Annotated in this window: 20 protein-coding genes; 9 read left to right on the top strand and 11 right to left on the bottom strand. The window is 60.2% G+C overall.

Translation table 11 applies throughout. The annotated features are described in order from the left end of the window. The first annotated feature begins 76 nt into the window (after nt 1-76). Entirely contained in the window at nt 77-775 is a 699-nt protein-coding gene (locus F2P47_RS11785; RefSeq protein WP_343032307.1) for an inositol monophosphatase family protein, read from the top strand. On the opposite strand, the gene F2P47_RS11780 is transcribed toward F2P47_RS11785, so the two are convergent. From F2P47_RS11780 to F2P47_RS11770, 3 genes are all read right to left on the bottom strand, one after another. After that, nucleotides 776-2,695 (bottom strand): sensor domain-containing diguanylate cyclase, encoded by a 1,920-nt coding sequence (locus F2P47_RS11780; protein WP_152216552.1) that lies wholly within the window; start codon nt 2,693-2,695, stop codon nt 776-778. Between the two features lie 77 nt (nt 2,696-2,772). Next, nucleotides 2,773-3,594, bottom strand: coding sequence for a nucleoside triphosphate pyrophosphohydrolase (gene mazG, locus F2P47_RS11775; protein ID WP_281349286.1), 822 nt, complete (start codon nt 3,592-3,594; stop codon nt 2,773-2,775). 20 nt (nt 3,595-3,614) lie between these two features. Further along, nucleotides 3,615-4,265, bottom strand: a complete 651-nt coding sequence (locus tag F2P47_RS11770; protein ID WP_152216551.1) for an MBL fold metallo-hydrolase — start codon at nt 4,263-4,265, stop codon at nt 3,615-3,617. A 218-nt stretch (nt 4,266-4,483) separates the two neighbouring features. On the opposite strand from F2P47_RS11770, the gene F2P47_RS11765 reads away from it, so the two are divergent. From F2P47_RS11765 to F2P47_RS11755, 3 genes are all read left to right on the top strand, one after another. Next, the gene (locus F2P47_RS11765; RefSeq protein ID WP_152216550.1) at nt 4,484-4,858 is read left to right on the top strand and encodes an HU family DNA-binding protein; all 375 of its coding nucleotides are present in this window, start codon (nt 4,484-4,486) and stop codon (nt 4,856-4,858) included. Between the two features lie 169 nt (nt 4,859-5,027). Beyond that, nucleotides 5,028-5,375, top strand: coding sequence for a RidA family protein (locus F2P47_RS11760; RefSeq protein ID WP_152216549.1), 348 nt, complete (start codon nt 5,028-5,030; stop codon nt 5,373-5,375). 356 nt (nt 5,376-5,731) lie between these two features. Continuing rightward, entirely contained in the window at nt 5,732-7,585 is a 1,854-nt protein-coding gene (locus tag F2P47_RS11755) for an AMP-binding protein (protein WP_152216548.1), read from the top strand. 48 nt (nt 7,586-7,633) lie between these two features. Here the strand turns inward: F2P47_RS11755 and F2P47_RS11750 are convergent, their stop codons facing one another. After that, nucleotides 7,634-11,071, bottom strand: a complete 3,438-nt coding sequence (locus F2P47_RS11750) for a CHASE domain-containing protein (RefSeq protein WP_152216547.1) — start codon at nt 11,069-11,071, stop codon at nt 7,634-7,636. Nucleotides 11,072-11,324: 253 nt separating this feature from the next. Then, complete coding sequence (locus F2P47_RS11745; RefSeq protein WP_152216546.1) at nt 11,325-11,978, bottom strand: TetR/AcrR family transcriptional regulator; 654 nt, start codon at nt 11,976-11,978, stop codon at nt 11,325-11,327. A gap of 178 nt (nt 11,979-12,156) precedes the next feature. Here F2P47_RS11745 and F2P47_RS11740 point away from each other — a divergent pair, with 178 nt between their 5' ends. The 4 genes from F2P47_RS11740 (at nt 12,157) to F2P47_RS11725 (ending at nt 18,937) form a co-directional block, all read left to right on the top strand. After that, nucleotides 12,157-13,317, top strand: a complete 1,161-nt coding sequence (locus F2P47_RS11740; protein ID WP_152216545.1) for an efflux RND transporter periplasmic adaptor subunit — start codon at nt 12,157-12,159, stop codon at nt 13,315-13,317. A gap of 11 nt (nt 13,318-13,328) precedes the next feature. After that, nucleotides 13,329-16,460, top strand: a complete 3,132-nt coding sequence (locus tag F2P47_RS11735; RefSeq protein ID WP_152216544.1) for an efflux RND transporter permease subunit — start codon at nt 13,329-13,331, stop codon at nt 16,458-16,460. Next, on the top strand, nt 16,457-17,851 hold the full coding sequence (locus F2P47_RS11730) for an efflux transporter outer membrane subunit (protein WP_152216543.1): 1,395 nt from the start codon (nt 16,457-16,459) through the stop codon (nt 17,849-17,851). The genes F2P47_RS11735 and F2P47_RS11730 overlap by 4 nt, the downstream gene beginning before the upstream one ends. A 156-nt stretch (nt 17,852-18,007) precedes the next feature. Next, nucleotides 18,008-18,937 (top strand): hypothetical protein, encoded by a 930-nt coding sequence (locus F2P47_RS11725; RefSeq protein ID WP_204886656.1) that lies wholly within the window; start codon nt 18,008-18,010, stop codon nt 18,935-18,937. Here the strand turns inward: F2P47_RS11725 and F2P47_RS11720 are convergent. The 5 genes from F2P47_RS11720 to F2P47_RS11700 are packed head-to-tail and all read right to left on the bottom strand — an operon-like array spanning nt 18,909 to nt 22,983. Next, nucleotides 18,909-19,886 (bottom strand): ribose-phosphate diphosphokinase, encoded by a 978-nt coding sequence (locus tag F2P47_RS11720; RefSeq protein ID WP_152216541.1) that lies wholly within the window; start codon nt 19,884-19,886, stop codon nt 18,909-18,911. The genes F2P47_RS11725 and F2P47_RS11720 overlap by 29 nt on opposite strands. Nucleotides 19,887-19,925: 39 nt before the next feature. Then, a complete protein-coding gene (locus F2P47_RS11715) occupies nt 19,926-21,035 on the bottom strand; it encodes a CapA family protein (RefSeq protein WP_246176859.1) in 1,110 nt (369 codons plus the stop codon). Nucleotides 21,036-21,062: 27 nt separating this feature from the next. After that, nucleotides 21,063-21,635 (bottom strand): HPF/RaiA family ribosome-associated protein, encoded by a 573-nt coding sequence (locus tag F2P47_RS11710; protein WP_152216539.1) that lies wholly within the window; start codon nt 21,633-21,635, stop codon nt 21,063-21,065. Between the two features lie 13 nt (nt 21,636-21,648). Further along, nucleotides 21,649-22,317 (bottom strand): phosphoribosyltransferase, encoded by a 669-nt coding sequence (locus F2P47_RS11705; protein ID WP_152216538.1) that lies wholly within the window; start codon nt 22,315-22,317, stop codon nt 21,649-21,651. After that, complete coding sequence (locus F2P47_RS11700; RefSeq protein ID WP_152216537.1) at nt 22,318-22,983, bottom strand: dienelactone hydrolase family protein; 666 nt, start codon at nt 22,981-22,983, stop codon at nt 22,318-22,320. It lies immediately after the preceding gene. A gap of 281 nt (nt 22,984-23,264) precedes the next feature. Between F2P47_RS11700 and glgP the strand changes: the two genes are divergently transcribed. Further along, a complete protein-coding gene (gene glgP / locus F2P47_RS11695; protein ID WP_152216536.1) occupies nt 23,265-25,787 on the top strand; it encodes an alpha-glucan family phosphorylase in 2,523 nt (840 codons plus the stop codon). Here glgP and F2P47_RS11690 read toward each other — a convergent pair. Then, nucleotides 25,768-26,046: a DUF2934 domain-containing protein gene (locus tag F2P47_RS11690; RefSeq protein WP_152216535.1), complete on the bottom strand. Its 279-nt coding sequence runs from the start codon at nt 26,044-26,046 to the stop codon at nt 25,768-25,770. The two genes, glgP and F2P47_RS11690, sit on opposite strands and share 20 nt — an antisense overlap. Nucleotides 26,047-26,097 lie beyond the last annotated feature (51 nt).

The following is a 26,097-nucleotide window of genomic DNA, read 5'->3' as shown; positions in this document are numbered from 1 at the left end:
ATAACCGATCCTCATCACCGGAGAGCCGCTGAAACAGCTCAATGAATAGTTATTGGGCTGAGTTTTTCAACGATATCTGACCATTGCCGACCGTGAGGCCGAGCTGTGGCTCACGCCCCGGCTTGAGGCGCTGGTGGCGGGTTCGCATGTACTGGGCGAGGAGGCGGTCGCCGCCGATCCATCGCGCCTCAGGCTCATCGAGAGCGACGCGCCGGTCTGGACCGTCGATCCGGTGGATGGGACGAGCAACTTCATTGCGGGCCGTGAGACGTTCGGCGTGATGGTGGCGCTGGTCAGAAGCGGCGTGACCGAGCAGGCATGGATATATCTGCCGGTCTCGGGCGATCTGGCCGTGGCAGGGCGCGGCGGCGGCGCATGGTGGCATTCGGGGGGTGGGACGGCGAGGCTCGACGCCGGTCATGGGCCTGACGATCTGCGCGAAATCGTAGGGGCTTTCAATACGCGCTTCATGCCGGATGAATGGCGCGAGCGCGTCGAGAGCCTTGTTGGCTGTGTCGGGCGGGAGGCAAACGATCTTTGTTCCGCCGTCGACTACACGGCCGTCGCGCGGGGGCTCAAGGACATCGTGACCTATCACCGGATGATGCCGTGGGACCATGTGCCCGGATCGCTGATCGTGCGCGAGGCGGGCGGTGTGGTGCGCGACATGGCAAGCGGTGCCGATTACGCGCCGCGTAAGCTCGCCGGGCCGCATCTCGTGGCGCGTGACGAGCATAGCTGGCACCTCGTTGCAGACGTCGCCCGAAGGCGCTGATCAACGTCCAAAGAGGGAGGTGGACGCGGCACCATCGGTTGTTTCCGCTTCCGGCGCGGGCATCTCCAGAAGGTTCGTCGCGTGCGGTCGATTGGGTACAGGCACACCTGTCTCGATGCGGTTGCGGCCGCCATTCTTTGCCACGTAAAGAGCCTGATCGGCCGCGTCGAGCAGATCCTTCACGTCGGAGGCGTGGTCGGGGATAAGCGCGACGCCGAGCGAAATCGTGATTTGCTTGAGAGTAATCCCATTATGGATGATCTGCATTTCGGCAGCTGACTTCCGCAGGTCTTCTGCGCATTCCGCCGCCCGTGCCAACGTCGCGCCGGGCATGACAACGAGGAACTCCTCACCCCCGAACCGGCAGATAATATCGCTTGCACGGACGTGACGGCGCATCAGGTCGGAGAGATTTTTCAGCACCACATCGCCGGCGTCGTGACCATATTCGTCGTTGAAATCCTTGAAATGGTCGATGTCGATCATGATCGCCCCGATCGAAAGATCGGTGCGGTCGACGCGCGCTTGCAAAAGTTCCAGAGCTTCCTGCAGGAAGCGGCGATTGAAGAGCCCGGTAAGCGGATCGCGGATGGACTGCTCGCGCAAGCTTTCCCGCAGGCGCAGATTCACCAGCGCAAGCGCTATTGTCTCGGACAGCACCCGAAGATCCTGAGCCTCGATTGCCCAGGGGACGCTTTCATTCGTCCGTTCGAGGTAGAGCAGGCCAACCGTCTCGCTTTGTGCGACGAGCGGGAGGCAACGGTAGCCGAGGACGGCGTCGCGCCTGACATGATCGCAAACCACATCCGCTGCGACATTATCGATCTCGTGGGCCTGTCCGCGTCGCAGGCCCCAGCAATTTTCGGGGCTGAATTCCGCCGTGTCTCCCTTGGGCTCGCCCCATTGCGCAACCTCGGTGAGCACAGTTCGTGAGTCCGAAAAAACATAAAGAGCGCCGGGGATATTGGGAAAAAGCTGTGGAACGAAGCTTTCCACCAGAGAAGAAAATTCCTTGATGTTCGAGCATCCGGGAAGCCGATATGCCACGCGGCCAAGCAGATCGATTGATCGGGTGCGCGCGATAACTTCGGCGTTTCTCGCCACCAATTCCTTGTTGGCTCGAGTCAATTTCTCTTCGGTCGCCTCGCGCCTTGCCTCCGCGTCACGCAGGTGCCCCGTGAGACGATTGAAGGCGCCCGCGACGAGCCCGAGTTCGTCACCCTCGGGGACCGCTATCTCTTTCGGGCTTTCGTTCTGGCTGATTGTATCAAGCCCGGTGGCCAGGGCGAGGATCGGGCGCATCACGTACCGCATCGAGACGACGATTGCGATGAGGGATGTCAGGATAATGAAAGCACCGCCCAAGACGATGAAGTTCAAAACCCAATGTCCTGCGCGGTCGAGAAGGGTCCATATTTGATCGGTATGAATCTGGTGATTTGCAACCAGGGCGCCGATCGCAGTTTCGGTCTGCAGCCTGTCGATAGCATGCATCTTGGTGGCTATTTCAGCCATCTGCCGGGACGGGCGATGTGCCTTGGTGAACTCGACATCTTTATCCATCCGCGCAAGACGTCCGGCCGCGATCATGCCGATGGTTTTGCCTTCCTCCGAGTTGTCACGGTCTCCAGGGGCATAAGCCTCGATGTGCGCGATTGTATCGAGGAGATTGCCGCGCGCGTCGTCATAGGCAGAAAGGGACCTGGAATCGGGCTTCTCGAAAAAGACTGTGCGCGCGGTTTCGGTGTCCTTGAGGGCCAGCATGACTTGCTGGGACTCGATCATCAGGCCAATGGCGTCGCGATTTTCATCGATGAGTTGTTGGTAGCTCAGGAACGCCCAAAACAGTGCGCCGAAAAACAATGCGAGCACTGTGAGTACAGCGCCTTCGAACAGCCAAATGCGTCTACGGATGGACATGTTGGCATGTTACTTGGAGTAACAGCCCAAATCACGCCAAAATCAGAGCAGATAACTCGGGTAATGAATGCTTTAGTTTACTTTGCTTCACGCTCGATAAGCTTGGCTTCTGTCCACAGAGCATCCATTTCTTGCAACGTCGACTCTTCCGGGCGGCGGCCTGACGCCAAAAGGCGCTCTTCGATATGCTTGAAGCGGCGGGAAAACTTCGCGTTGGCGCGGCGTAATGCTGCCTCCGGATCGATTTTCATGTGCCGCGCGAGATTGGCGTAGACGAACAATAAGTCGCCAAACTCATCTTCGAGGCGGTCGGGATCGCCACCCTTCGTCAGTTCCTCGGAAAGCTCGAGCATTTCTTCATTGAGCTTGTCGAGAACTTCGACGGTGCTCGGCCAATCGAAGCCGACGCGGGCCGCGCGGTTCTGCAACTTGACCGCGCGGGTCAGGGCCGGCAGGGCAAAGGGCACATCTTCGAGAATGCTTTCAGTCGCGGGCTTGCCCTTGGCCGCCTTTTCCTCGTCCTTGATGTCGTCCCAACGGCCTTTAACGGCGCCGGCGGAGCCCGCAGTCTCATCTCCGAACACATGTGGGTGACGGCGGATCATTTTTTCGCAGATCGCGCGGACCACATCCTCAAAGGCAAAGGTCCCAACCTCGTTCGCCATCTGGGCGTGGAAGGCGACCTGCAACAGGAGGTCGCCAAGTTCATCGCGCAGGTCGGCCATGTCCCCGCGCTCGATCGCGTCGGCGACTTCATATGCCTCTTCGATCGTATAGGGCGCGATGGTCGCAAAATTCTGTTCGAGGTCCCAGGGGCAACCGCCATCCGGGTTGCGCAGCTTCGCCATGATCGAGAGGAGGGCCTCTATGTGGCCGAGATCGGAAGGAACTGCGCTCAATTGGGACTCCGCTGCAAAGGTCAGGCGAACATGTCGTCGGCGACGAAAGGATTGGTGCGACGCTCCGCGCCGAAGGTGGACAGCGGCCCGTGGCCTGGCACGAACGTGACATCGTCACCAAGAGGCCAGAGGCGTTCACGAATGGAAGAGACGAGGGCGTTGTAATCACCCTGCGGAAGGTCCGTGCGTCCGACCGAGCCTTGAAACAGCACATCGCCGACGATGGCGAGACGCGACGGTGCATGGAAGAAGACGATATGGCCGGGCGTATGGCCGGGGCAGTGGATCACGTCGAAGGAGAGGCCTGCGACGTCGACCTTGTCGCCATTTTCCAGCCAACGGTCGGGCAGGAAGGCGCCACATTCGGGGAAGCCATATTTGCGCGCCTGCTCCGGCAGCGCCTCGATCAGGAAGAGATCGGCCCGGTGCGGACCTTCAATGGGAATGTTCAGCTTGCGCGCCAGATCTCCAGCCGCCGCCGCGTGATCGAGGTGCCCGTGGGTCAGGAGGATCTTGTCGAGCGTGATCCCGGCCTCTTCGACCGTGTGCAGGATGCGGTCAAGGTCTCCGCCCGGATCGCTTACCGCGCCATGCATGGTGTCGTCGTTCCACAGCAAGGTGCAGTTCTGCTGGAAGGGCGTGACGGGGAGAATCGCTGCTTTGAGGCTCATGAGAAGGGCGCTTTTTTGAATGTCGATGTCCGATGAAGGTAGGTACGCAGGTGCAATATGTCCAATGCTGACGGGCTTTTTTGTGCCTTTCGTGTCGAAATCTGTGCATAAACGCGGCAGGCGGGACGAAAAAAGCGTTGGGGCGCAGCAAACTCTTGGCGTTTCTCTGAAACTTGTGAAAGATAGCTGCAGGTTCCACCAAGGACGAATCACAAATCATGGCAACAAAAGCAGCAGCTAAACCCGCGGCTAAAACCGCAGCCAAGCCCGCCGCCAAGGCACCGGCCGCCAAGGCAGCCAAGTCCGCGACGGCTCAGGTCACCATTCCGCTTTCGAAGATCATCGCGGAACTTGCGGAAAAGCACGATCTGTCGAAGAAGGCAGCGGCTGCCTTGTTCGACGATTTCGTCGAGCTCACCGTGAAGAACCTGAAGAAGGGCAACAAGGTCCGTATCACTGGCCTCGGTATCCTTCAGGTCCGCAAGCGCGCCGCGCGTATCGGCCGCAATCCGGCCACGGGCGAGCAGATCAAGATCAAGGCGTCCAAGAAAGTCGCCTTCCGCGTTGCGAAGGACCTGAAGGAAGCGATCTGATCGCTTTCGTTCGGTCTCGCGCGTAGCGTCGATCGGTAAACGATAGCCTTTGCGCTGTCGCGAAAGGCGGCCCTTATGGGGCCGCCTTTTCGTTTGCTGGGGCCATTGGACGCTGGTATCAAATCGCGCCGCAGGGCGCGGCGAATGGCGATTTTTCAAGGAGTAGGCGATGGCAATCCGTCGATTGGGCGTTGGCAAGCGGTTGAGCGAGGCGGTCGTGCATGGCGATCGCGTGTTTCTGGCGGGGCAGGTTGCGGAGGATGCCTCTGCATCGATCCGCGGGCAGGCGCAGCAGATCCTCAGCCAGATCGACGCGCTTCTGGCCGAGGCCGGCACCGACAAGTCGAAGCTCATCTTCGTGCAGATCTGGCTTGCCGACATGGGCGACTATGCCGTCTTCAACGAGGTATGGGATGCCTGGGTCGATCCGCAGAACCTGCCGGCGCGCGCCTGCGTTCAGTCGCCGCTGGTGAAGCCGGAATGGAGGGCCGAAGTTCAGGTCACCGCCGCGATCTGAGGTTGCACGAATTCTAACGGGCGAGCGCTGCTGCGCCATGGTTCCATATTGAAACTTGAATCTGTAAATGTTCAGTGGACGGTGCAATTTTGTGGGCACCGCGCTCGCCTGCTTGCATAGCTACCCTTAAATTGATGTTCATGAAGTCGAGCGAGGCACCGACGCTCGGCGCGAGAGACACAGGCTGTCGATCCGCCGGACGCCATGCTTCAGGCAGTAGGCGTCCGGCTTCAAATTTTGTGCAGTGCCGTATGACGGATGCCATTTAGATGGCTGCCCCGCGGAGCGATGGTCACGCGCGCTTTTTCCGTTTAGTTTTCCCGGCTCAGGGAGTCGAAAAGAAACGGAACAAAGTCATGACCACCTACGTAAAAGAGCCGTTCAAACCGGTGAAATTCCTCGAGCGTGACATTGAGCTGGAGCGGCGGGGCGACGGCTCGATGATCATGCGCTCGCGCATTCCACTGAAACCCTACGAAAAGCACATTCCGGCGTTCTTCCGTTATTGGAGCGAAGCGGAGCCTGACCGCACTTGGCTGGCGCAGCGTCGCGGCGAGGCGCGGGACTGGCGGCGGTTGAGCTATGGCGAGGCGCGCGCGACTGTCGACGCGCTGACTCAGGCGCTTCTCGATCTCGACCTGGGGGTGGACAGCTCGGTCATGATTTTGAGCGGCAATTCGCTCGAGCACGCCATGATGACCATGGCTGCCATGCAGGCGCGGTTGCCGGCGGCGCCGGTGTCGCCCGCCTATTCGCTCATGAGCGAGGATCAGGCGAAACTCAAATATGTTTTCGACTTGCTGCGCCCGGGCGTCGTCATGGTCCAGAGCGGCAAGCCCTTCGAGCGGGCGCTCCAGGCGCTAGACCTTTCCGGCGTCACCGTCGTTCATGTCGATGACGCGCCGTCCAATGTGCCGAGCGTCTCCTTCCACGATCTGGCGAAGACGCCGGTGATGGGCGATGTCGAGAAATCCGTCGAGGCGATCGAACCCTCCACCATCGGCAAGCTTCTTTTTACGTCCGGTTCGACCGGTATGCCAAAGGCCGTCATCAACACGCAGGAGATGATGACGGCGAATGTCGCCATGGCTCAACAGTCCCGCCCGCGCGACGAGGACGCCATTGTGCCGATCGTTCTCGACTGGCTGCCCTGGAACCACACCATGGGCGGCAATGCGGGCTTACATGGTCTGCTCGCCGACGGCGGAACGCTTTACATCGATGATGGGCGGCCTGTGCCGGGCCTCTTCGAGGAGACCCTGCGGAACCTGCGCGAGGTTTCGCCGACCTATTACGCGAACGTGCCTGCGGGCTATGCGGCGCTCGCCACGGCGCTTGAGCAGGATGACGCGCTGGCCGCGTTATTCTTCAAGAATGTCGAAGTGCTTGGCTATGGCGGCGCGACGCTGTCCGATGATCTCTATCACCGCATGCAGAGTCTTGCCGTGCGCCACACCGGCCACCGGCTCGTGTTCTTCACCGGCTGGGGCTCGACCGAGACGGCGCCGACGGCGACCTCGACCTACTGGGAGACGGAGCGCGTCGGTTTGATCGGCCTGCCGTTTCCCGGCATCGAACTGAAGCTGATCCCGACCGGCGACAAGTACGAGCTGCGCCTGCGCGGTGTGACGGTGACGCCGGGTTATTACAAGCGGCCCGATCTGACCGAGGGTGCCTTCGACGAGGAGGGCTTCTACAAGATCGGCGATGCAGGCATCTTCGTCGATCCGACCCGGCCCGAGGAGGGGCTGATTTTCTCGGGCCGCGTGGTCGAGGATTTCAAGCTCGATTCCGGTACTTTCGTCCATGTGGGCTCGCTGCGCGTCGCGGCGATTGCGGCGGCCTCGCCCGTCATTCAGGACGCGGTCGTGACCGGTCAGGACAAGCCGTTCATCGGTTTGCTCGCCTGGCCCAATGTCGAAGCGTGTCGGCAGGTCGCTGGTAAGCCAGGGGCTTCGGTCGATGAACTGGTTTCTGACCCGAGAGTCGTGGCGACCATCGTCGAAGGGCTCCGGGCACATAATGCCAACAACAAGGGATCGAGCACACAGATCCGCCGCGTCATTCTGATGACGGAGCCGCCGTCGGTGGACGGCAACGAGCTGACCGACAAGGGCTATATCAACCAGCGCGCGACGCTCGACCGTCGTGCGGGTCTGGTGGACAAGCTCTATCAGGAGCCGCCTGCGAACGGTGTCATCGTCATCTGACGCAAACGCAAAGCATCAGGCGCCGCGGGGCGCCTGATGCGCGCGGCGTCAGGACGGGTGTTCGACGGTAAAGCCCTTTTCGCGGAAAAGCCGCAGGCAGGCGGCGGCGGCCTCTGAATCGTAAAGCTTGCCGGTACCCTGCTCGATTTCTTCCAGCGCCTTGTCGAGGCCAAGGCCGGGTCTGTAAGGCCGATGGGTGGTCATTGCGTCGACGACATCGGCGATCGCGGTAATGCGCGCTTCGAGGATCATCTGGTTTCCGCTCAATCCGTTCGGATAACCGCTGCCATCAATCCGTTCGTGGTGTTGAAGGGCGATCTGTGCAACCGGCCACGGAAAATCGACTTCCTTCAGCACGTCGTATCCGGCCTGCGCATGTTCCCGAATGAGGGCTATTTCATTCGGGCTGAGCCTGCCGGGTTTGGTGAGAATTTCGGATGGCACCACGATCTTGCCGACATCGTGGAGATAACCGCCGACTCGCAAGCCCTCGATAGTATTTTCATCGAGCCCCATCTCTCTGCCGATGGCGACGGAGATTTCCGCCACGCGCCGCTCATGACCGACCGTGTAGGGATCGCGCATTTCGTTCAGCGTCGTGGTTAGCTGAACGGCCTGCATAAAGGTGTGTTCGAGTTGCTGGGCATAGCGTCTGATCTGGTCGTCGGCGACCTTTCGATCCGATGTGTCCTGCAGCAAGCCGATGATGGCGGGCCGTGATTTGTAGGTAGAGACCGCGTTGTTGGTTGCGACCTCCACTGTGGTTCCGTCCTTGCGGAGCGCGGTGAACAGGCCCTCGGTTTTCGTAATCTCGCCGTCGCCCATACGACGCAATCTCGCAGCCGAGGCCTCCCTGTCTTTTGGATGCACGAAGACAGAAGCTGAGAGACCGATAAGCTCTTCGTTATTCTCATATCCAAGTATCTGGGCGAGGCGCGGATTGGCGTAGACCACCTTTCCATCCTGAAAGATATACGATCCGATAATCGACTGCTCTACGAGTGCATTGAAGCGCTGTTCAGCCTCAATAAGGGTTTCCTGATAGGTCTTCGATTCGGCCTCTGCATCGAGCTTGTCCAGCGCGTAGCTGATGCTTTCCGCCATCTCCTCAAGCAGCTTGCGCATTTCGTCATTAAACCAGCCGCCTTCGGTCGAATAGAAAGTCAGTACTCCAATAACCCGTCCGGTGCGGGAGAGAGGCAATGCCGCAGAAGCATTAAAGCCGAAGCGAGCGGCAAGAGCCTGCCACGGCTCGGTATGCGGATTGATCAAAAAATCGTCGATCCAGATCGGCCTGTTTTCGCGGGCAGCTGTTCCGGTAGGTCCCATGCTGCGCGGATCGTCGGGGTGAGTCGACGCGTTGATGGCTCGTACATAGTCCATATAGCCCTCGCCGACGCCATAAGCCTCTACCGGCTGAATCTTGCCCGTCTCTTCATCGATCAGGCCGATCCAGCACATGTTCATACCGCCGCGTTCAATAGCGATGTGGCAAATCTGGGAGAAAAGCTGTTCCTGTGTGCTGCAATGGATGACGGCTCGATTGCATTCACTCAACGCTGCATAGAGCAGCGTCAGATGCGATATGCGATTGCGATCCTGTACCTGCTCGCTGATGTCGCGAGCGATGCCCTGTATGGCGATGATCTTGCCATCTTCGGTGCGAATGGGTTCTCCTTGCACCTGCATCCATCCATGCGTCCCATCGGTGCGCAGCATTTCAAGTTCGACCTCGTAGGACACCCCTTTCTCTCGCAAATCGGCGATGGCGCTCATCATCCGGTTGTAGCTCTCGGCCGTGAACAGGCGGCCTAGCTCGCTCAGGTCCAGTGAGACCAGGCCGGGAGCAAGCCTGAGCATGCGGCCAACTTCATCGGTCCAGGTCACCTTGTTCGACGGTAGGTCGATCCGCCAGCTACCGGCATGGCCAATACGTAGCGCAGCGAGAAGTTCCCTGCGATTTTCCTCCAACGATGCCTGCAATTCTTTGGTGGCTGAAATATCCTTCTGTGTACCAATAAATCGCAACGGTTTTCCGTCGGCGTCGCGGCTGACCACCGTACCGCGGATGAGCGTCCATTTGTAGGTTCCGTCCTTGCAACGCATGCGCCGTTCGCTGGCGTAGATCGGAGTCCTCCCCTCGAAGTGTGCCCGCAACGCCGCATCGGTTGCCTCGCGGTCATCGGGATGAACGCGGCTTCTCCACTCGTCAGGGGTGTCGCCTATGTCGCTGTCTTCGTAGCCGAGCATTTCCTTATAGCGCTTCGAGTAGAACACTTTGCCTTCGGCAACATTCCAGTCCCAGATACCGTCGCCGGCGCCCTCGATGGCGAATTTCCAGCGATATTCGCTTTCCCTAAGCAATTGCTCCTTGCGCCGGGAGTCGACGGTGAGTTGCGCGGCGATGATCTCGGCCTTTTCCCGCGTACCAAGCAGGGATCGCATCAATGCGAAGAGAAGGCCGCTGAAGGCGATGCCACCGAACAGGCTGGTCCACGCGGGGGTGTAGCTAAGCTCTGGGGCGGTCGTAAGACGTTCGAAACTCAGCAACCATGATTGGCCATGAAAATCTATGATGCGTTGTTGGTGGAAGCTGGAGGGTTGGAGAGCATTGCTTTCGTTCGTGCTCTGATAGAGCAGATGCGCCGGTTTGGCCTCTGTATCCTCGTAGATACGCAGATCGACATACTTCCCCTCTTTGCCCTCCCAATCCTGAAGGATGCCGGACATGAGATCTTTCGTACGGTAGGGGCTATACGTCCAGCCGATCAGGGCCTCTCGCCTTTGTTCCACCGTTTCGACAGGCATTCCGTTGCGGTAGACCGGGACATACATCAAGGTACCGGTTTGAACATCGGACTCGGTTTCCTGCACCAGTCTTACCGGGCCGGACAGGGCGGCTTTGCCGGTGTCCCGTGCGCGCTCCATAGCGGCGCGCCGCACCGGCTCGGAATACATGTCGAAGCCGAAGGCGCGCAGATTGCGCCCTCGGAACGGCTCCAGGTAGATGATGCTCGTATAGACAGGGCGGTTGCCCGGCGGATACGGCGTGTAGTTTGGGAAGCCTTCCGCGCGTATCGCTGCTATATGAGCGGGCAGCTCACTCGGCTGAATGAGTGCCGAAAAACCGATACCTTGAATGCCGGGAACGATTTTATCCGCCTGTATCTTGTCTACGAACTGCTTCCACTCACTGCGGCTGACGCCATCAGAGTCGGCGAAGAGGCCAGAAGCACAGCGAAGGATCAGTTCATAGGATTCAAGACGTTCGTGAATCTTGAGCGTGACCTGATCGGCGGTGAAGGCAAATTGCCGTCTCGCGACGTCGTCGATGCCCTGCTTTTGATTGACGGACAGGACGATTGTTATGAGAACGCCTGCGAAAAGCACGAGCCAGGCGGGAAGGGTAGACGTGCGCCGGGCCGCCAACTTCGCGTCGTTGGCTGGATTTGATTTCCCTGCCGGTGAGGCTCCCGGTTCATTCATCGTCGTTGTGTCTTCTCCGTAGACAGAGGAGGACGCAGCACTGCGATGGTTGGCGCAATGCGGGCCGACGCCTGATCAAGAACATTGCACCCATGAGTCTTGCGGACAACGCAAAACCCTGGCCTTCTGTTTCATGTTGAGAGACGTTGGAAGTATTGCGTCCGTATTGGAGAGCGTCGTCGCACAGCAAAAACCGTTCCGGAGTGGGACATGAGGCTGCAACATCGGCGGTGCGCGCAAATGCGATCGCGAGTTATGAGCGCGCGCCGTCGTCCAGTCCGATTGCGGGACCGAAGATATCGAGCAGGCGGCTGATCTGTTTGGACAGAGGGCGCTTGTTACTGACACGGGGACGACGCATCAGGCCATCCATAAGCTCGTCGCAGAGAATGGCGCCGAAGAAAAAGTTCACCATTTCCTTTGGGTCGTCGACGCGCAGATCGTGCTGCTTGCAGAGGCGTTCGAACTGGCTCGCGAGCGCTTGCTCGGCTCTGTCGATGCCTTGCTTGTAAAACTGGTCGGCAAGCTCCGGAGCCTTTGCGGTCTCCGCAATGACAAGACGGGTGAGGGCGATCTGATGCGGGGCGAGGACGAGTTCGGCGCTCTTTTGCAAAATCATCTGCAAGCCTTCTCGCGCCGTCTTTCCGGCCGTGTCGCACTCCAGAAGCCGCGGCTCGAATTCATTGCGCGAAAGCACCAGCGCTGAAAACAGCGCTTCTTTCGTCTCGAACATGTCGTAGACGGTTTTCTTGGACATCGAGCTTGCCCGGGCAACGTCGCCCATGCTGGTCGCGGCATAGCCCTGGCGGACAAACAGCGCCTCCGCCGCGTCGAGAATCCGCGCCTTGCGCTCCTCGTGGGTCAGGACGCGCGGCCGGCCCGGTCCCCGTTTTTCTTCGTTGGTCATCAGATCGGTCCTCCGACGCCTGCTTAGCGGTAAATCGCGCTTGACAAAAGGGTACCGGATGGTTTTCTAATACAAAAGGAAACCAAGCGGTACTTAAATATGACCGGTCCATGGCGTTCAGATGCCGGGTCCGGCTGTCGATGTTCGGCAATGCCGGGCGGATTGAAGGATCAGTTACATGCGTGCCAGAGCTCTTTTCCGCGGTAGTGCGCTTCTCGCGCTCGTCGCCTCTTTGTCATTGGCCGGATGCGGCGACGAGGGGGCACAGGCAAATCATGGCGCCCCGGTCGAGGTGGGGGCAGTCGAGCTTTCCGCGCAGCCGGTGAACATCCGCTCGACGCTGCCGGGCCGTGTCAGCGCACAGCGCGTGGCGGAGGTCAGGCCTCAGGTAACGGGCATCATCCAGCGCCGCCTCTTCACCGAGGGCGCCGAGGTCGAAGAGGGTCAGCAGCTCTACCAGATCGACGACGCGCTCTACCAGTCGGCCTACAAGAAGGCTGACGCGGCCATGGCCTCGGCAAAACTTCTTGCTGACCGCTATGCACGGCTCCTGGCCGACAAGGCCGTCAGCCGGCAGCAATATGACGACGCGCTTTCGACCTATCGCCAAACGGCGGCCGATGTCGAAACGGCGCGGGTCAATCTCGCCTATACAAAGGTCAAGTCGCCGATTGCCGGACGCATCGGGCGATCCTCGGTGACGGAGGGCGCTCTGGTGACCAATGGTCAGGCGCAGTATCTCGCCATCGTTACGCAGCTCGATCCCATCTATGTCGATGTCACCCAATCCTCGGTCGAACTTCTGCGCCTGAAGCGTGAGCTTGCCAGCGGCGAGCTCGCGCCGGGCAAGGAGGGCGAGGCATCGCTCGAACTCGTGCTTGAGGACGGTACGACCTATCCGCATCGCGGCACGCTGAAGTTCGGCGAAGTCAATGTCGATAAGGGCACCGGCTCGGTGACGCTGCGCGCCGCCTTCCCGAATCCTGAGAGGCTGTTGCTGCCCGGCATGTTCGTCCATGTGCGTGTCGACGAGGGTGTGCGGCCCAATGCCGTTCTGGTGCCGCAGCAGGCCGTGTCGCGCGACCCGGCGGGCAAGGCGGTCGTCTGGGTCGTCAAGGACCAGAAGGCGACGCAGCGCGAGATCGTCGTCAATCGCACCATCGGCAACACGTGGCTTGTTGAAGCGGGCCTTGCGCCCGGAGAAAGCGTCGTCACCGAGGGCGCGCAAAAGCTTCGGATGCTTCCGCCGAACGTGCCCGTCGTGGCGAAGCCCGCTTCCAATGTGCGGGTCGATCTCGGCGATGCCGCGACCGCGGCGCCCAGCCCGCGCGCCAACTGAGCGGGGTCATCATGTCGAATTTCTTCATTAACCGGCCGATTTTCGCCTGGGTCATCGCCATCGTCATCATGCTGGCGGGCATCCTTTCGATCCGTACGCTTGCCGTCACCCAATATCCGAACATCGCCGCACCTGCGATCTCCATTTCGGTCGCCTATCCCGGCGCCTCTGCGCAGACGGTGCAAGACGCCGTTGTGCAGGTGATAGAGCAGCAGATGAATGGCCTCGACGGGCTGCGCTACATGTCATCGGCGAGCAACTCCGACGGCAGTGCGGAGATCATTGTCACCTTCGATCAGGGAACCAATCCCGACATTGCCCAGGTTCAGGTACAGAACAAGCTGCAGCTTGCGACGCCGCTCTTGCCGCAGGAAGTGCAGCAGCAGGGTATTCGCGTCGCGAAGTACCAGATCAACTTCATGCTGGTGCTCAGCCTCGTCTCGCAGGACGGCAAGATCTCCAGCGAGGCACTTGGCGACTTTCTCGTCTCCAATCTGCAAGACCCGATCCTGCGCACAAAGGGCGTGGGCGACTACCTCCTGATGGGCGCGCCGCATGCGATGCGCATCTGGCTTGATCCGGCGAAGCTCAACAGCTATTCGCTGACGCCGCAGGATGTCGCCACGGCCATTCAAGCCCAGAATGTTCAGGTTTCCTCCGGACAGCTCGGCGGGTTGCCGACGCGCGACGGCGTGCAGTTGAACGCGGCGGTGATCGGCAAGACGCGCCTCTCCACGCCTGAGCAGTTCCGCGAAATCCTGCTCAAGGTCGATAGCAACGGCTCGCAGGTTCGTCTTCGTGATGTCGCCAAGGTAGAACTCGGCTCGCAGGATTTCTCGATCGCGGGCAAGCATAATGGAAAGCCTGCCGCGGGCATGGCGCTCCGCCTCGCGACGGGCGCCAATCTTCTCGACACGGTTGCCGCTGTGCGTGAGCTGATTGCCCAGAAGTCGGCTCTACTGCCGCCGGGCGTGACGGTTGAATATCCTCTCGACACGTCTCCGGTCGTCAGCGCGTCCATGAAGGAGGTCGTGAAGACGCTCGTCGAAGGTATCGTCCTCGTCTTCTTGGTCATGTTCCTCTTCCTGCAGAATTTTCGCGCAACGCTCATCCCGACACTTGCTGTGCCGGTGGTCCTGCTCGGAACATTTGCCGCTCTCGCCGCATTCGGCTTCAGCATCAACATCCTCACCATGTTCGGCATGGTGCTGGCCATCGGTCTGCTCGTCGACGACGCCATTGTCGTGGTCGAGAATGTCGAGCGCGTGATGACTGAGGAGAATCTGAGCGCCAAAGACGCGACGCGTAAGTCGATGGGACAGATTCAGGGCGCGCTCGTCGGCATCGCTCTCGTTCTATCCGCCGTCTTCCTGCCCATGGCCTTCTTCCCTGGTTCGACGGGCGTGATCTATCGGCAGTTCTCGGTCACGATCATCTCGGCCATGTCGCTTTCCGTGCTTGTGGCACTCGTCTTCACACCGGCACTCTGTGCGACCATTCTTCGGCCCGGCGATGTCGATCATGAGCATAAAAAAGGTTTTTTCGGCTGGTTCAACAAGACTTTCGACCGGAGCACCAGGCGTTATGAACGCGCCGTGGGCAATATCCTGAACAACAAGGCGCGTTATATCGTCGTCTATGGAGTTCTTGTTGTTGGCGTGGGACTTCTTTTCGTCCGCATACCGACAGCGTTCCTCCCACAGGAAGATCAAGGGCAGTTATTCGTGCAGGTGCAGCTGCCCGGCAATGCGAGCGCCGAGCGGACGGAGGCGGCTCTGACCTCTGTTCGCGATTACCTGCTGAAGGACGAGGGCGATATCGTTCAGTCGGTGTTCACGGTGCGCGGCTTCAACTTTGCCGGACGTGGGCAGAATTCCGGCATGGCTTTCGTCAATCTGAAGAGCTGGGAGGAGCGCAAGGGCAGGGATACATCCGTCTTCGCCCTGGCCGACCGCGCGTTCGGCGCCTTTTCGCAGATCAAGGATGGAATGGTTATTCCGATTGTACCCCCTGCCATTTCCGAGATGGGCAATTCGCAAGGCTTCGATATCTATCTGCAGGATGACGGGGGGAAGGGGCACGACGCACTGATGGCGGCCCGCGGCCAGTTCCTGGGCATGGCGTCGCAGAGCCCGCTCCTGTCAGGCGTGCGTCCAAACGGCATGGACGATGAGCCGCAATATCGCATCGTCGTCGACGACGAGAAGGCGCGCGCGCTGAAAGTCAGCATCGAGGACGTCAATGAAACGATGAGCGCGGCCTGGGGCTCGGAATATATCAATGACTTCATCGACAAGGGCCGCGTGAAAAAAGTCTTCCTTCAGGGCGATGTCGATTCGCGCATCTCGCCCGAGGATTTCAACAAGTGGTATCTGCGTAATGCGGATGGCGCGATGGTTCCCTTCTCCGCCATCGCCAACGGAACATGGGAAGTCGGCTCGCCCAAGCTCGAGCGCTATAACGGTGCCTCTGCGGTCGAGTTACAGGGCGGACCCGCGCAGGGTTATAGCTCGGGCGACGCCATGAAAGAAGTGGAGCGGATCGCGGCGACATTGCCACCGGGCTTCAGCATTGCGACCACGGGTCTTTCCTACGAGGAAAAGATGTCGGGCTCCCAGGCGCCAGCTCTTTATGCGCTCTCGATCCTGATCGTCTTTCTTTGCCTAGCGGCGCTATACGAGAGCTGGTCGATTCCATTCTCGGTGCTGATGGTGATTCCGCTCGGTGTCTTCGGCGCAGTCGTCGCAACATTGGCTCGCGGGTTGACCAACGACGTCTTCTTCCAGGTCGGCCTTCTGACGACGATCGGATTGTCGGCGAAGAATGCCATTCTGATCGTGGAGTTTGCCAAGGATCTTCACGAGCGGCAGGGGAAGCCCTTGATCGCTGCGGCGATTGAGGCCGCGCGTCTGCGCCTGCGCCCGATCATCATGACGTCCATCGCCTTTGTGCTTGGCGTCCTGCCGCTTACTGTGTCCAGCGGCGCAGGATCTGGCAGCCAGCATTCCGTCGGCACAGGCGTCGTGGGCGGCACGTTGTCGGCCACTTTCCTCGCCATTTTCTTTGTGCCCCTTTTCTACGTTCTGGTTACCCGGCTCTTCGAACGCCTTAAGGCGCCGAAAGCCGAGGAGGTGACGTTATGAGTGCGAACAAGCTGATTATCCTGACCACGAGCCTGCTGCTTACGGGCTGCTCAATGATCCCCCCCCTTGAGCGCCCGGCCCCCGCCGTCGCCGGCACATTTGCCGGCGCGGCGGCGGGCAAAAGCGGGGAGGCCGCTGCTGATATCGACTGGCAGGTCTTTTATCGCGAGCCGCATCTCAGGCAGCTGATCGAACTGGCGCTCGCCAACAATCGGGATCTGCGCGTCTCGGTCCTCAATGTTGAAGTGGTGCGCGCGCAGTACCGCATCCAGCGCGCCGACCTGTTGCCAAGCATTTCAGGCCAGGCGACCATGTCGAAAGCGCGGACGCCCGCCGATCTATCCAGCACGGGACAGGCATTGAACAGCCGATCCTACGTGGCCGGCGGACTCGCCTCCTATGAGCTCGATCTCTTTGGGCGTGTGCGCAGCCTGAACGAGCAGGCGCTCGAGCAATTTTTTGCGAGCACGGAGACGCGCAAGGCAGCGCAGATCAGCCTCATCGGTGAAGTGGCCAATGCCTGGTTGGCGCTGCAGGCCGATCAGGAACTCCGTCAGCTGACGGTCGACACGCTGGCGAGCCAGCGCGAGTCGCTGAAAATTGTGCAGGCGGGCTTCACGAACGAGACCTCGTCCTCGCTCGATGTGGCTCAGGCCGAAACATCGGTGCGGCAGGCGGAAGCCAACCTCGCGCAATATGACCGTCAGGTGAAACAGGACATCAATGCCCTGACCCTGCTTGTCGGTCAGCCGCTGCAGGCTGATCTACTCGTGCCGGTGGGGATCGAAACCTCGGCCTTGACGACAGACCTGCCTGTGGGCCTTCCGTCGGACCTGCTGACGCGGCGTCCTGACATTATGGCGGCGGAGCATAGTCTGCTGGCGGCCAATGCCAATATCGGCGCGGCACGGGCGGCCTTTTTCCCTCGAATTTCGCTCACCGCCGAGGGAAGCAGCTCAAGCGCGAGCCTCAGCGGACTGTTCGACGCCGGCAGTGCCGCATGGTCCTTCGTTCCTACGATCACCGTTCCGATTTTTGATTTCGGGCGCAACCAGGCCAATCTCGACGTCGCAACCATCAGCAAGGATATTGAGATCGCGAATTATCAAAAGGCAATCCAGACGGCCTTCCGGGAAGTTTCGGACGCGCTTGATGGTGTCGAGACATACGACCGGCAGAAGAAGGCGCAGCTCGGGCTCGTCCAATCCTCGTCTACGGCCTATACGCTTTCGCAGAAGCGTTACCGCGAGGGCGTGGACAGCTATCTCAACGTCCTGGTCAATCAGCGTTCGCTTTATGCGGCGCAGGAGGACCTGATCCGGCTGCAGCTCGCGCAGGCGAACAATGCGGTTTCGTTTTACCGCTCCCTCGGCGGAGGCTGGAAGGTATAGACTGGCATGAGTTGGGAGGCCGACCGCTGAACAATAAGCGCCGGGGGACCATTGGCTGACGTTCCGGAAATTTCTCTTGAGGAAAAACTGCGCTTTCTTCGGCGCCCGTCCTCCTATGACGGGGGGCTGGATGAAGTGATTGCCAGTGAAACTCATATGTCGTGGGTCTTTCTGGTGGGCAAACGGGTCTACAAGCTCAAGAAGCCCGTGCGCTATCCCTTTCTCGACTTCAGCACGGTCGAGGCCCGGGCAAAGGACTGCCGCGAAGAGGTGAGGCTCAACCGGCGGCTCGCGCCGGATGTGTATCTCGGGGTGGCGCCTTTGACTGTGGATGGGGCGGGCGAACTTGCGATTGGCGGGCAGGGCGCGCCTGTCGATTGGCTCGTGCTTATGCGGCGTCTGCCCCGCGAGCGAATGCTCGATCGGGCGCTCGCGGCGGGAGAGGTGGGGCGCGGCGACGTCGTTTCGGTCGCCGACCGCCTATGCGATTTCTACGAGAGCGCCGAGCACGCCGATCTGACGCCCGACGCTTATGTGGATCAATTCCGGCGCGAACAGGCGAATACGCGCACAGTGCTCACGGACCCGGCCTTCGCTCTCGACGGCGCCAGGATTGAGGACACACTGCGGCAGATAGACGAGGTGTTGCTAGCAGACAATGGCTTGCTGAGGGCGCGGGTAGAGGCGGGGCGCATCGTTGAAGGACATGGCGATTTGCGACCCGAACATGTGTGTCTCAATACGCCGCCGGTCATCATCGATTGTCTGGAGTTCAACCGTGCATTTCGCCTCGTCGACCCGGTGGATGAGCTGACGTTTCTGGGGCTCGAATGCAGGCGTCTCGGAGACGGCTGGATCGAGGCTACGCTTCTCGATCGCTATGCCGAGCGCCTTGGCGACAGGCCATCGCCGGAGCTCGTCGCATTCTATTGGCGCTATCGGGCTTGCCTGCGCGCGCGGCTCTCGCTCGTTCACATCATCGAGCATGACCCGCGCAAACCGGAGAAATGGTTGCCGCTGGCGATGCAATATCTGGCGCTCGCGGAGGCGCCGGAACTCAGCTCCGCCCTTCGAGGAGATCGTTGATTGAGCCATCTGCGTGGAGTCTGCGGATCGTCTCGGCGAAGAGGGGCGCGGCGCTGACGATTTCAACGTGGGACACGAGGGTTTGCGCGTCGAGACGGAAGGGCGGCACGGTGTCGGCGATGATGAGCTTCGCGAGGTCCGGGTTCTCGATCGTGGTCGCGGCATTGCCCGTAAACAGCCCATGCGCGGCAAACGCATAGGTCGCTCGCGCGCCTGCCTCGCGACAGGCACTTGCCGCCCGCGTCATGGTTCCGCCGCTGGCGATGAGATCGTCAACAATGAGGACATTGGCGCCCCGTACCTCGCCGACGAGCAGGTTGCCGCTCACCACGCCCGCGCTGCGGCGCTTTTCCATGAAAGCGCTTCCGACAGGGCGGCCGAGCGATGTTTCAAGCGCCTCGCGGAATAGCTGCGCACGCTTCACGCCGCCGGGATCAGGCGAGGCGACAACTACCGGCCCGTCGCCGGCAATCTTTGCCGCCACGTTCGAGAAAAGACGGCATGTGTCGAGATGAATCGTCTGGCAGCGAAACGCATTCTGGAAGGCGACGATATTGTGAACTTCCATTGTCACGACGCAATCGGTTCCAACGGCCTCGAGAAGCTGCGCGACATAGCGCGTCGTCACGGGATCGCGGCTTTTCGTCTGCCGGTCCTTTCGCGCATAGGCGAGATAGGGAATGACGGCGGTGACGCGCGAAGCGCCGTTTTCCTTCATGGTGCCAATGTAGAAGAGCAGGCGGCAGAGCTTGTCGTTCGGTGATTGATCCGGCCCGCCATGGAGGCTCTGGACAATATAGACATCCTCACCACGCACGCTGACCAGCGGTCGTGCCTTGTGTTCGCCATCTTCGAACTTGCGCTCCTCATGCGCGTCGAGCGCGACGCCGAGCGAGATCGCAACCTTTTCGCCGAAGTCCCGGCTGGCATTGAGAGCGAATAGTTTCATGGAGTGAGCTTATGATTCCGGGGTGTTACTGCGATGATTTCAATCAATTCGGGCAACCTCCCGGACGAGCTTCAACTCGCGGGTGTCCGAGGCGACGAAGCGAACTCCGAAATGGCAGCTTTCGCGGGTGAGCGTATCCTGCAACCAATTTGCGTCTTCGCTTGAAGCACTCCGAAGCTGGAAGTTTCGTATCTGGAAGGGGATGATCGAGAGGGCATTCAGGTGCCCGCCATTCGCGGCATCGAGTGAGGCGAGATAGGCGAGCGCCAGGTCGCTGCGGTATCCCTTGTGCCCCGGGATTCCCTCATAGTCGTTGATAAAGTCGCCGCAGCCATAAAGGATCAGCTTGCCTCGATATAACTCGACGGCCTTGGCATGGTGCGATGAATGACCGTGCAGAAGGTCCACGCCCGCGTGGTCCATGAGCGCATGCGCGAAGGCGATCTCCTTCTGGGAAATGCGATAACCCCAGTTGGTGCCCCAATGAAGCGACAGTGCGGCGATGTCGCCGGGGCCTTTCAGGGAGGCGATCCTGTGGGCGACGGCGTCAACGCTGGTATTCGACATATCTTTGAGGAACGAGATGCCGGCTTTCTTTTCTCCGGCTGCCCATTTCGCCGGAACGCCGCTCGTCGGCATGGCCGCTGCAAAGACGAGGACGCGAACGCCGTCCGCCACATTGAGAATGGCTGGCGTCTGGGCCTCCGCCTCGTTGCGCCCTGCGCCCGTCGCGGCAATGCAGATTCCGTTCATGCTTTCGATTGTTTCGATGAGCCCCTTCCGGCCCCAGTCGAGCACATGATTGTTGGCAAGCGTACAACAGTCGATCCGGAATGCGCGCAGCGTTTCGGCGTTTCGCGGATTCATTCTGTAATTGATGCCTTTCGGCTCATGACTTTTAGAAGTGGTAACCGCCGTTTCGAGGTTGACGATGCGGAGATCGGGCGCGTACCGATCAAGCTCCGCCAGGGCATCGCCCCAGACATAGGCTGGGGCCACCTGTCGTGGGATGTGCCCATGGACGTTTTCAGCGAGCCGCACATAATCCTCTGCCGACGGCATATAGCGTTCGTAAAGCGTCGGATCGCCGGGATAGGGCAGTATCTGGTCGATGCCGCGTCCCAGCATGACGTCACCGGCGAGGAACATTTTCACTATTCGCCCCATGCGCCTGGCTCAGGGCGTCGGGTGGTGTTTGCCGATCGGCGTGACGGTGCTCGCCTGTGCTCCATGCTCGCCTTCCTTTTCGGCGATGACGAGGCGCACTTCGGTCCCGACTTTCAATGCGCCAAAGCCGTGGTTTGCGACGCTGTTTTCATGAAAATAGATTTCGTCGCCATCGCTTGTGATGACGAAGCCATAGCCCTCAGCTGGAAAGAGCTTTTGCACCTTTCCGTGTGTGGGGACCGCATGAGCTTTCTCCACGCCGCGATCGCGGCGGGAGTGGTCTTCGAGGCGCCGCGCCAGCGCATCGAAGGCGTCGCGGATGGCGACATACACGTCTTCATGCGCATGATTTTGCGGCCCGGTGCTGTTCACGACGATTTCACCGCTCGGAACCTTGACGTTGATGCTGGCGCGGTAAAGCTTGCCCTTATGCTGGTGGTGGTGCGGCGCCTCGATGACGACGTGGCAGCCGATGATCTGGCGATACAGGTGTTCGAGCTTTTCGACATGGGTTCTGATGCGTGCCTCTACGGCGGGAGAGGGCTCCATGTCGCGGAAGGCGATGGAAAGGGGACGTTGCATGGGCGATGTCCTTTCAGTCTTGTGAGAAGGCCGTGCTGGGCGGGGCATGCGGCGCGCGGGCGAGCAGCGCGCGCATTTCCTCGTCCTCGAGCTGACGAAAATCCATGTAGTAGAGGCTGAGCGCGGCAAAATCGTCATGCGTCTCGAGACAGACGATTTCATCCGCCTCACGGTTGAGTGCCGCAATGGTGTCCGTCGGCGCGACGGGGACGGCGAGCACGATCTTCATTGGATGTGCTGCGCGGGTGGCCAGAATGGCCGCCCTGATGGTCGCGCCGGTGGCGATCCCATCATCGACGATGATGGCCGTGCGGCCTTCAATTGCGACGCGGGGTCGGCCCGCGAGGTAGGCCGCGCGCCGGCGCTCGATTTCCGCAATCTGCTGTTTCTTTGCCGACTCTATCTCTTCGGGCGTAATGCCGAGCTGGGCGATGATGTCCCTGTTGAGGACGAGTTGCGGCTTGTCGCCGTCAACGATCGCACCGATTGCGAGTTCCCGTTGCCAGGGCGCGCCGAGCTTGCGCACGATGATGAGATCGAGTGGGGCGCCGAGCATCTTTGCGACTTCGAGGCCCACCGGTACGCCGCCACGCGGAAGCGCCAGAATGCAGGGTTTCTGATCCTTGAAGCGCAGCAACCTGGCGCCAAGCTTTCGGCCGGCCTCCTCACGATCGGCGAACATTCAGGCTCTCTTTCCGGCTTGAGGCAAATGCAGGAGAAACCAGTCACGCGCGAGTTCGATCACCTGGTCGAGCGCGCCGGGCTCTTCGAAGAGATGGGTGGCGCCCGGCACGATCGCGAGTTCTTTCGTGCATCTCAGTTGAGCAAGCGCCTCGCGGTTCAGCGCCAGGACATCGCGGTCGTTGCCGCCGACAATGAGCAGGGTGGGCGCTGTAACGAGTGACAAGGCCTCGCCTGCAAGGTCGGGTCTGCCGCCGCGCGATACGATGGCGCCGTAAATATCTGCGCGCGCTGCCGCAACGAGGGCCGCCGCGGCGCCTGTGCTCGCGCCGAACAAGCCCAGTGAAAGCCCTGCGGCAACCGGCTCCGCCACGAGCCACTCCGCCGCTGTCGACAGCCGACCGGCAAGGAGCTCTATGTCGAAGACATGGGCGCGGACCGCCTCCTCTTCCTCGGTGAGAAGATCGAAGAGAAGGGTGCCTAGACCTCCGTCGCGGAGCGCCTTGCCGACATAGTTGTTTCGTGGGCTGAGCCGGCTGCTTCCGCTGCCATGCGCAAAGAGAATGATACCCTTGGCACCCGCTGGAATATCGAGCGAGCCGGGAAGTCCAAAGGGCGGTATGCACACGGTGCCGTGCGTCGTGGACCGCGCAGAGTGACCGGACATGACGAACCTCTGCTGGGGGCGAATAGCGATTTATGGATTAAATCAGATGCGCGGTGACGGTCGGGGGCATTGATTTCCCTCAAGGCTTTCGCTTGTGCAGTTCGACAGCCTTCATCCTGCCCCGCATGAAGGGCACGCAATGTCGCGCGGCGCATCATGCGTCAAGGCCGTTACCGTGGATTTTACCGCAAGAAGGCGTCATGATGACCGGCAGGTTGCGTTTCGCCTTCGGGCGAAAGTGACAGGTGCTCACACGGCACCTGAATGTACGGAGTGAAGTCATGGTTGCACTTCCCCTGCCGACATTGCCGGGCGAGATATCCATTCTTCAATCACTTACGCTCGATCTGCGCTGGACATGGAGTCACGAGGGCGATGCCCTGTGGTCCTGTGTCAATGAGGACTTGTGGGAACGCACGCACAATCCATGGGTCGTCCTGCAGAGTACACCTGCGGAGCGTTTCAAGGCGCTGGCAAGGGACAAGAAGTTTCTTGATGAGCTTGCGAGTTTTGTGGCGGTCCGGGAACGATATTTGAAGACGCCTGGCTGGTTTCGAAGCTCAGAGCAAGCATCGCAGCTGGGGGGCGTGGCCTATTTCAGCATGGAATTCGGTCTTGGAGCTGCGCTGCCGCTCTACGCTGGCGGCCTTGGCATTCTGGCGGGAGATTTTCTGAAGGCGGCCAGCGATCTCGATGTTCCGATTGTCGGGATAGGGCTTCTCTATCAGGAAGGCTATTTCCGCCAGGTCCTGGATGCGAGCGGCGGCCAGCAGGAATTTTACCCATTTAACGAGCCGGCCGCGATGCCGATAGAGCCCGTCATTCTCCCCGAAGGCGGCTGGTTGCGCATCCCGCTTGAAATGCCGGGCCGCGTTGTGCTGTTGCGGGTCTGGCAGGCGAATGTGGGACGCGTGAAGCTCTATCTGCTCGACAGCAATGATGCGCTCAACGGGCCGCCGGATCGCGGCATTACCGCAAAGCTTTATGGCGGTGGAACAGAGACCCGTCTGATGCAGGAGATCGTGCTCGGCATTGGCGGCTGGCGCGTCGTCAAGGCTCTCCATCCGGAGATTGAAGTTTGCCATATCAATGAGGGGCACGCCGCCTTCGCGATCATTGAGCGTGCGCGCCAACAGGCGCTGAAGGAGAATATCGACTTTTGGGACGGCTTGTGGGCGACACGGGCAGGCAATGTCTTCACGACGCATACGCCCGTAGCGGCGGGCTTCGATCGGTTTCCGGCTGATTTGTTACGGAAATATCTGCCCTATGTCGAAGGATCGATTGCGGGAGATAGCCTCACGCTGGCAGACATACTGGCGCTCGGCCGGATCAACCCGGACGATGAGGAGGAGCAGTTCAATATGGCGTATCTCGCCCTGCGCGGTTCGGCGACTTGCGTGGGTGTCAGTCGCCTGCATGGCGAATTCAGTCGCCGGATATTTCAGCCCCTCTTTCCGCGTTGGCCAACCTGCGAGGTGCCGGTAGGACACATCACCAACGGCGTTCACATGCCGACATGGGACTCCGCGGAAGCCGACAGGATATGGACGGAGGCTTGCGGAAAGGAAAGATGGCGGTCAGACCCCGGCACCGAGGTTGAGAATATCGCCCAGGTCCCCGACGAGGAGCTATGGGCGATGCGCAACAAGAACCGCGCACACCTCGTCCATCTGACACGTCGGCATCTGGCGACCCAACTCCGGGAGCGGGGCCGGGATGCGGAGGCGGTGCACACCGCCGATACTGCACTCGATCCGAATATTCTGATGATCGGATTTTCGCGACGGTTCACCGAATACAAGCGAACGGACATTCTTCTTCGCGACCTCGACCGTCTGGGACGCCTACTTCTCAATGAAAACCGGCCCGCGCAGATCGTCATGTCCGGCAAGGCCCATCCGGCGGATTCGGTAGGAAAGGAAATGATCCGCTCGTGGATCAATGTGGCGCGTCAGCCGAAATTCCGGCAGCGCGTCGTATTTCTCGAGGATTATGACATCGATCTGGCGCAGCATCTTGTTCAGGGGGTGGATGTCTGGATCAATACGCCGCGCAGGCCGTGGGAAGCGTGCGGCACGAGCGGCATGAAGATTCTCGTCAATGGCGGTCTCAACTGTTCGATCCTGGATGGATGGTGGGATGAAGCCTACCGGCCGGATGTCGGCTGGGCGATCGGGGACGCTCGCGGTGGCTCGGTTGAAGATGTCGATGCGCGCGACGCGGAAAGCCTCTATGAAACGCTCGAAACCAGGGTCATTCCGGAATTCTACGATTGTGACGTTGCGGGGGTGCCGAGGGCATGGCTGCAAAGAATTCGAAATAGCATGTCCATACTGACGCCAGCATTCGCGGGCTCGCGAATGATGAAAGACTATATCGAGCAGGCCTATCTTCCGCGTGCGCAGGCAGTGGCAGAGCGATTAAAGGACAAGAACGCAAAGGCGCGGGAGATGAACAAGTGGTCCAGGGACCTGCATGCGGGATGGTCGTCACTGCATATCGGAAGGCCGACGATCACGCGGAACGAAGCAACCTGGAACGTGGTCGTGCCGGTTCATCTTGGTGAGGTGGCGCCGTCATCCGTGCGTGTGGAGCTATTCGCCGATGCGAGGGACGAGCTTGTGCCCGAAATCGTTCTGCTCCACCGCGAACATGAAATTCCCGGATCCATCAACGGCTTTGTCTATGCTGGCGCGGTCTCGACGTCCCGTTCGATCGATGACTATACGGCCCGCATTGTGCCCGATCATCCCGATGTCGTCTTGCCTAACGAGCTTCCGCTTATTGCCTGGCAACGCTGACGGAGGCAGAGCCACGTTGCAGGAAGAGCCGGGCGGCTGTGCTCCTGCATGGCGGAGTTGAAATGGGGATGCGCGGCGCGACATAGGCCGTCAGTTTGGTCTGAACGGAGGCGGGACGCCGCTCCCAGGCAAGCTCCGCTTCCGCGCGCAACCAATGTTCGATATCCGCGCCATCCGGGCAGCCCTCGGCCACCCAGATCAGATAGCTGCGCAACTGGATAGCCTCTTCGGAAATATCAAATGTGTCGTAATAGGCCATGCCGCGCTCCCATCGATAAGGTTGAATGAAATCCTTTTTCGATCCACAAAT

The organism is Parvibaculum sedimenti (assembly GCF_009184905.1).
In the GTDB taxonomy this organism is placed as follows: domain Bacteria; phylum Pseudomonadota; class Alphaproteobacteria; order Parvibaculales; family Parvibaculaceae; genus Parvibaculum; species Parvibaculum sedimenti.
Note: the sequence above shows the minus strand (reverse complement) of the source record. Positions and strands in the feature narration are given on the sequence as shown.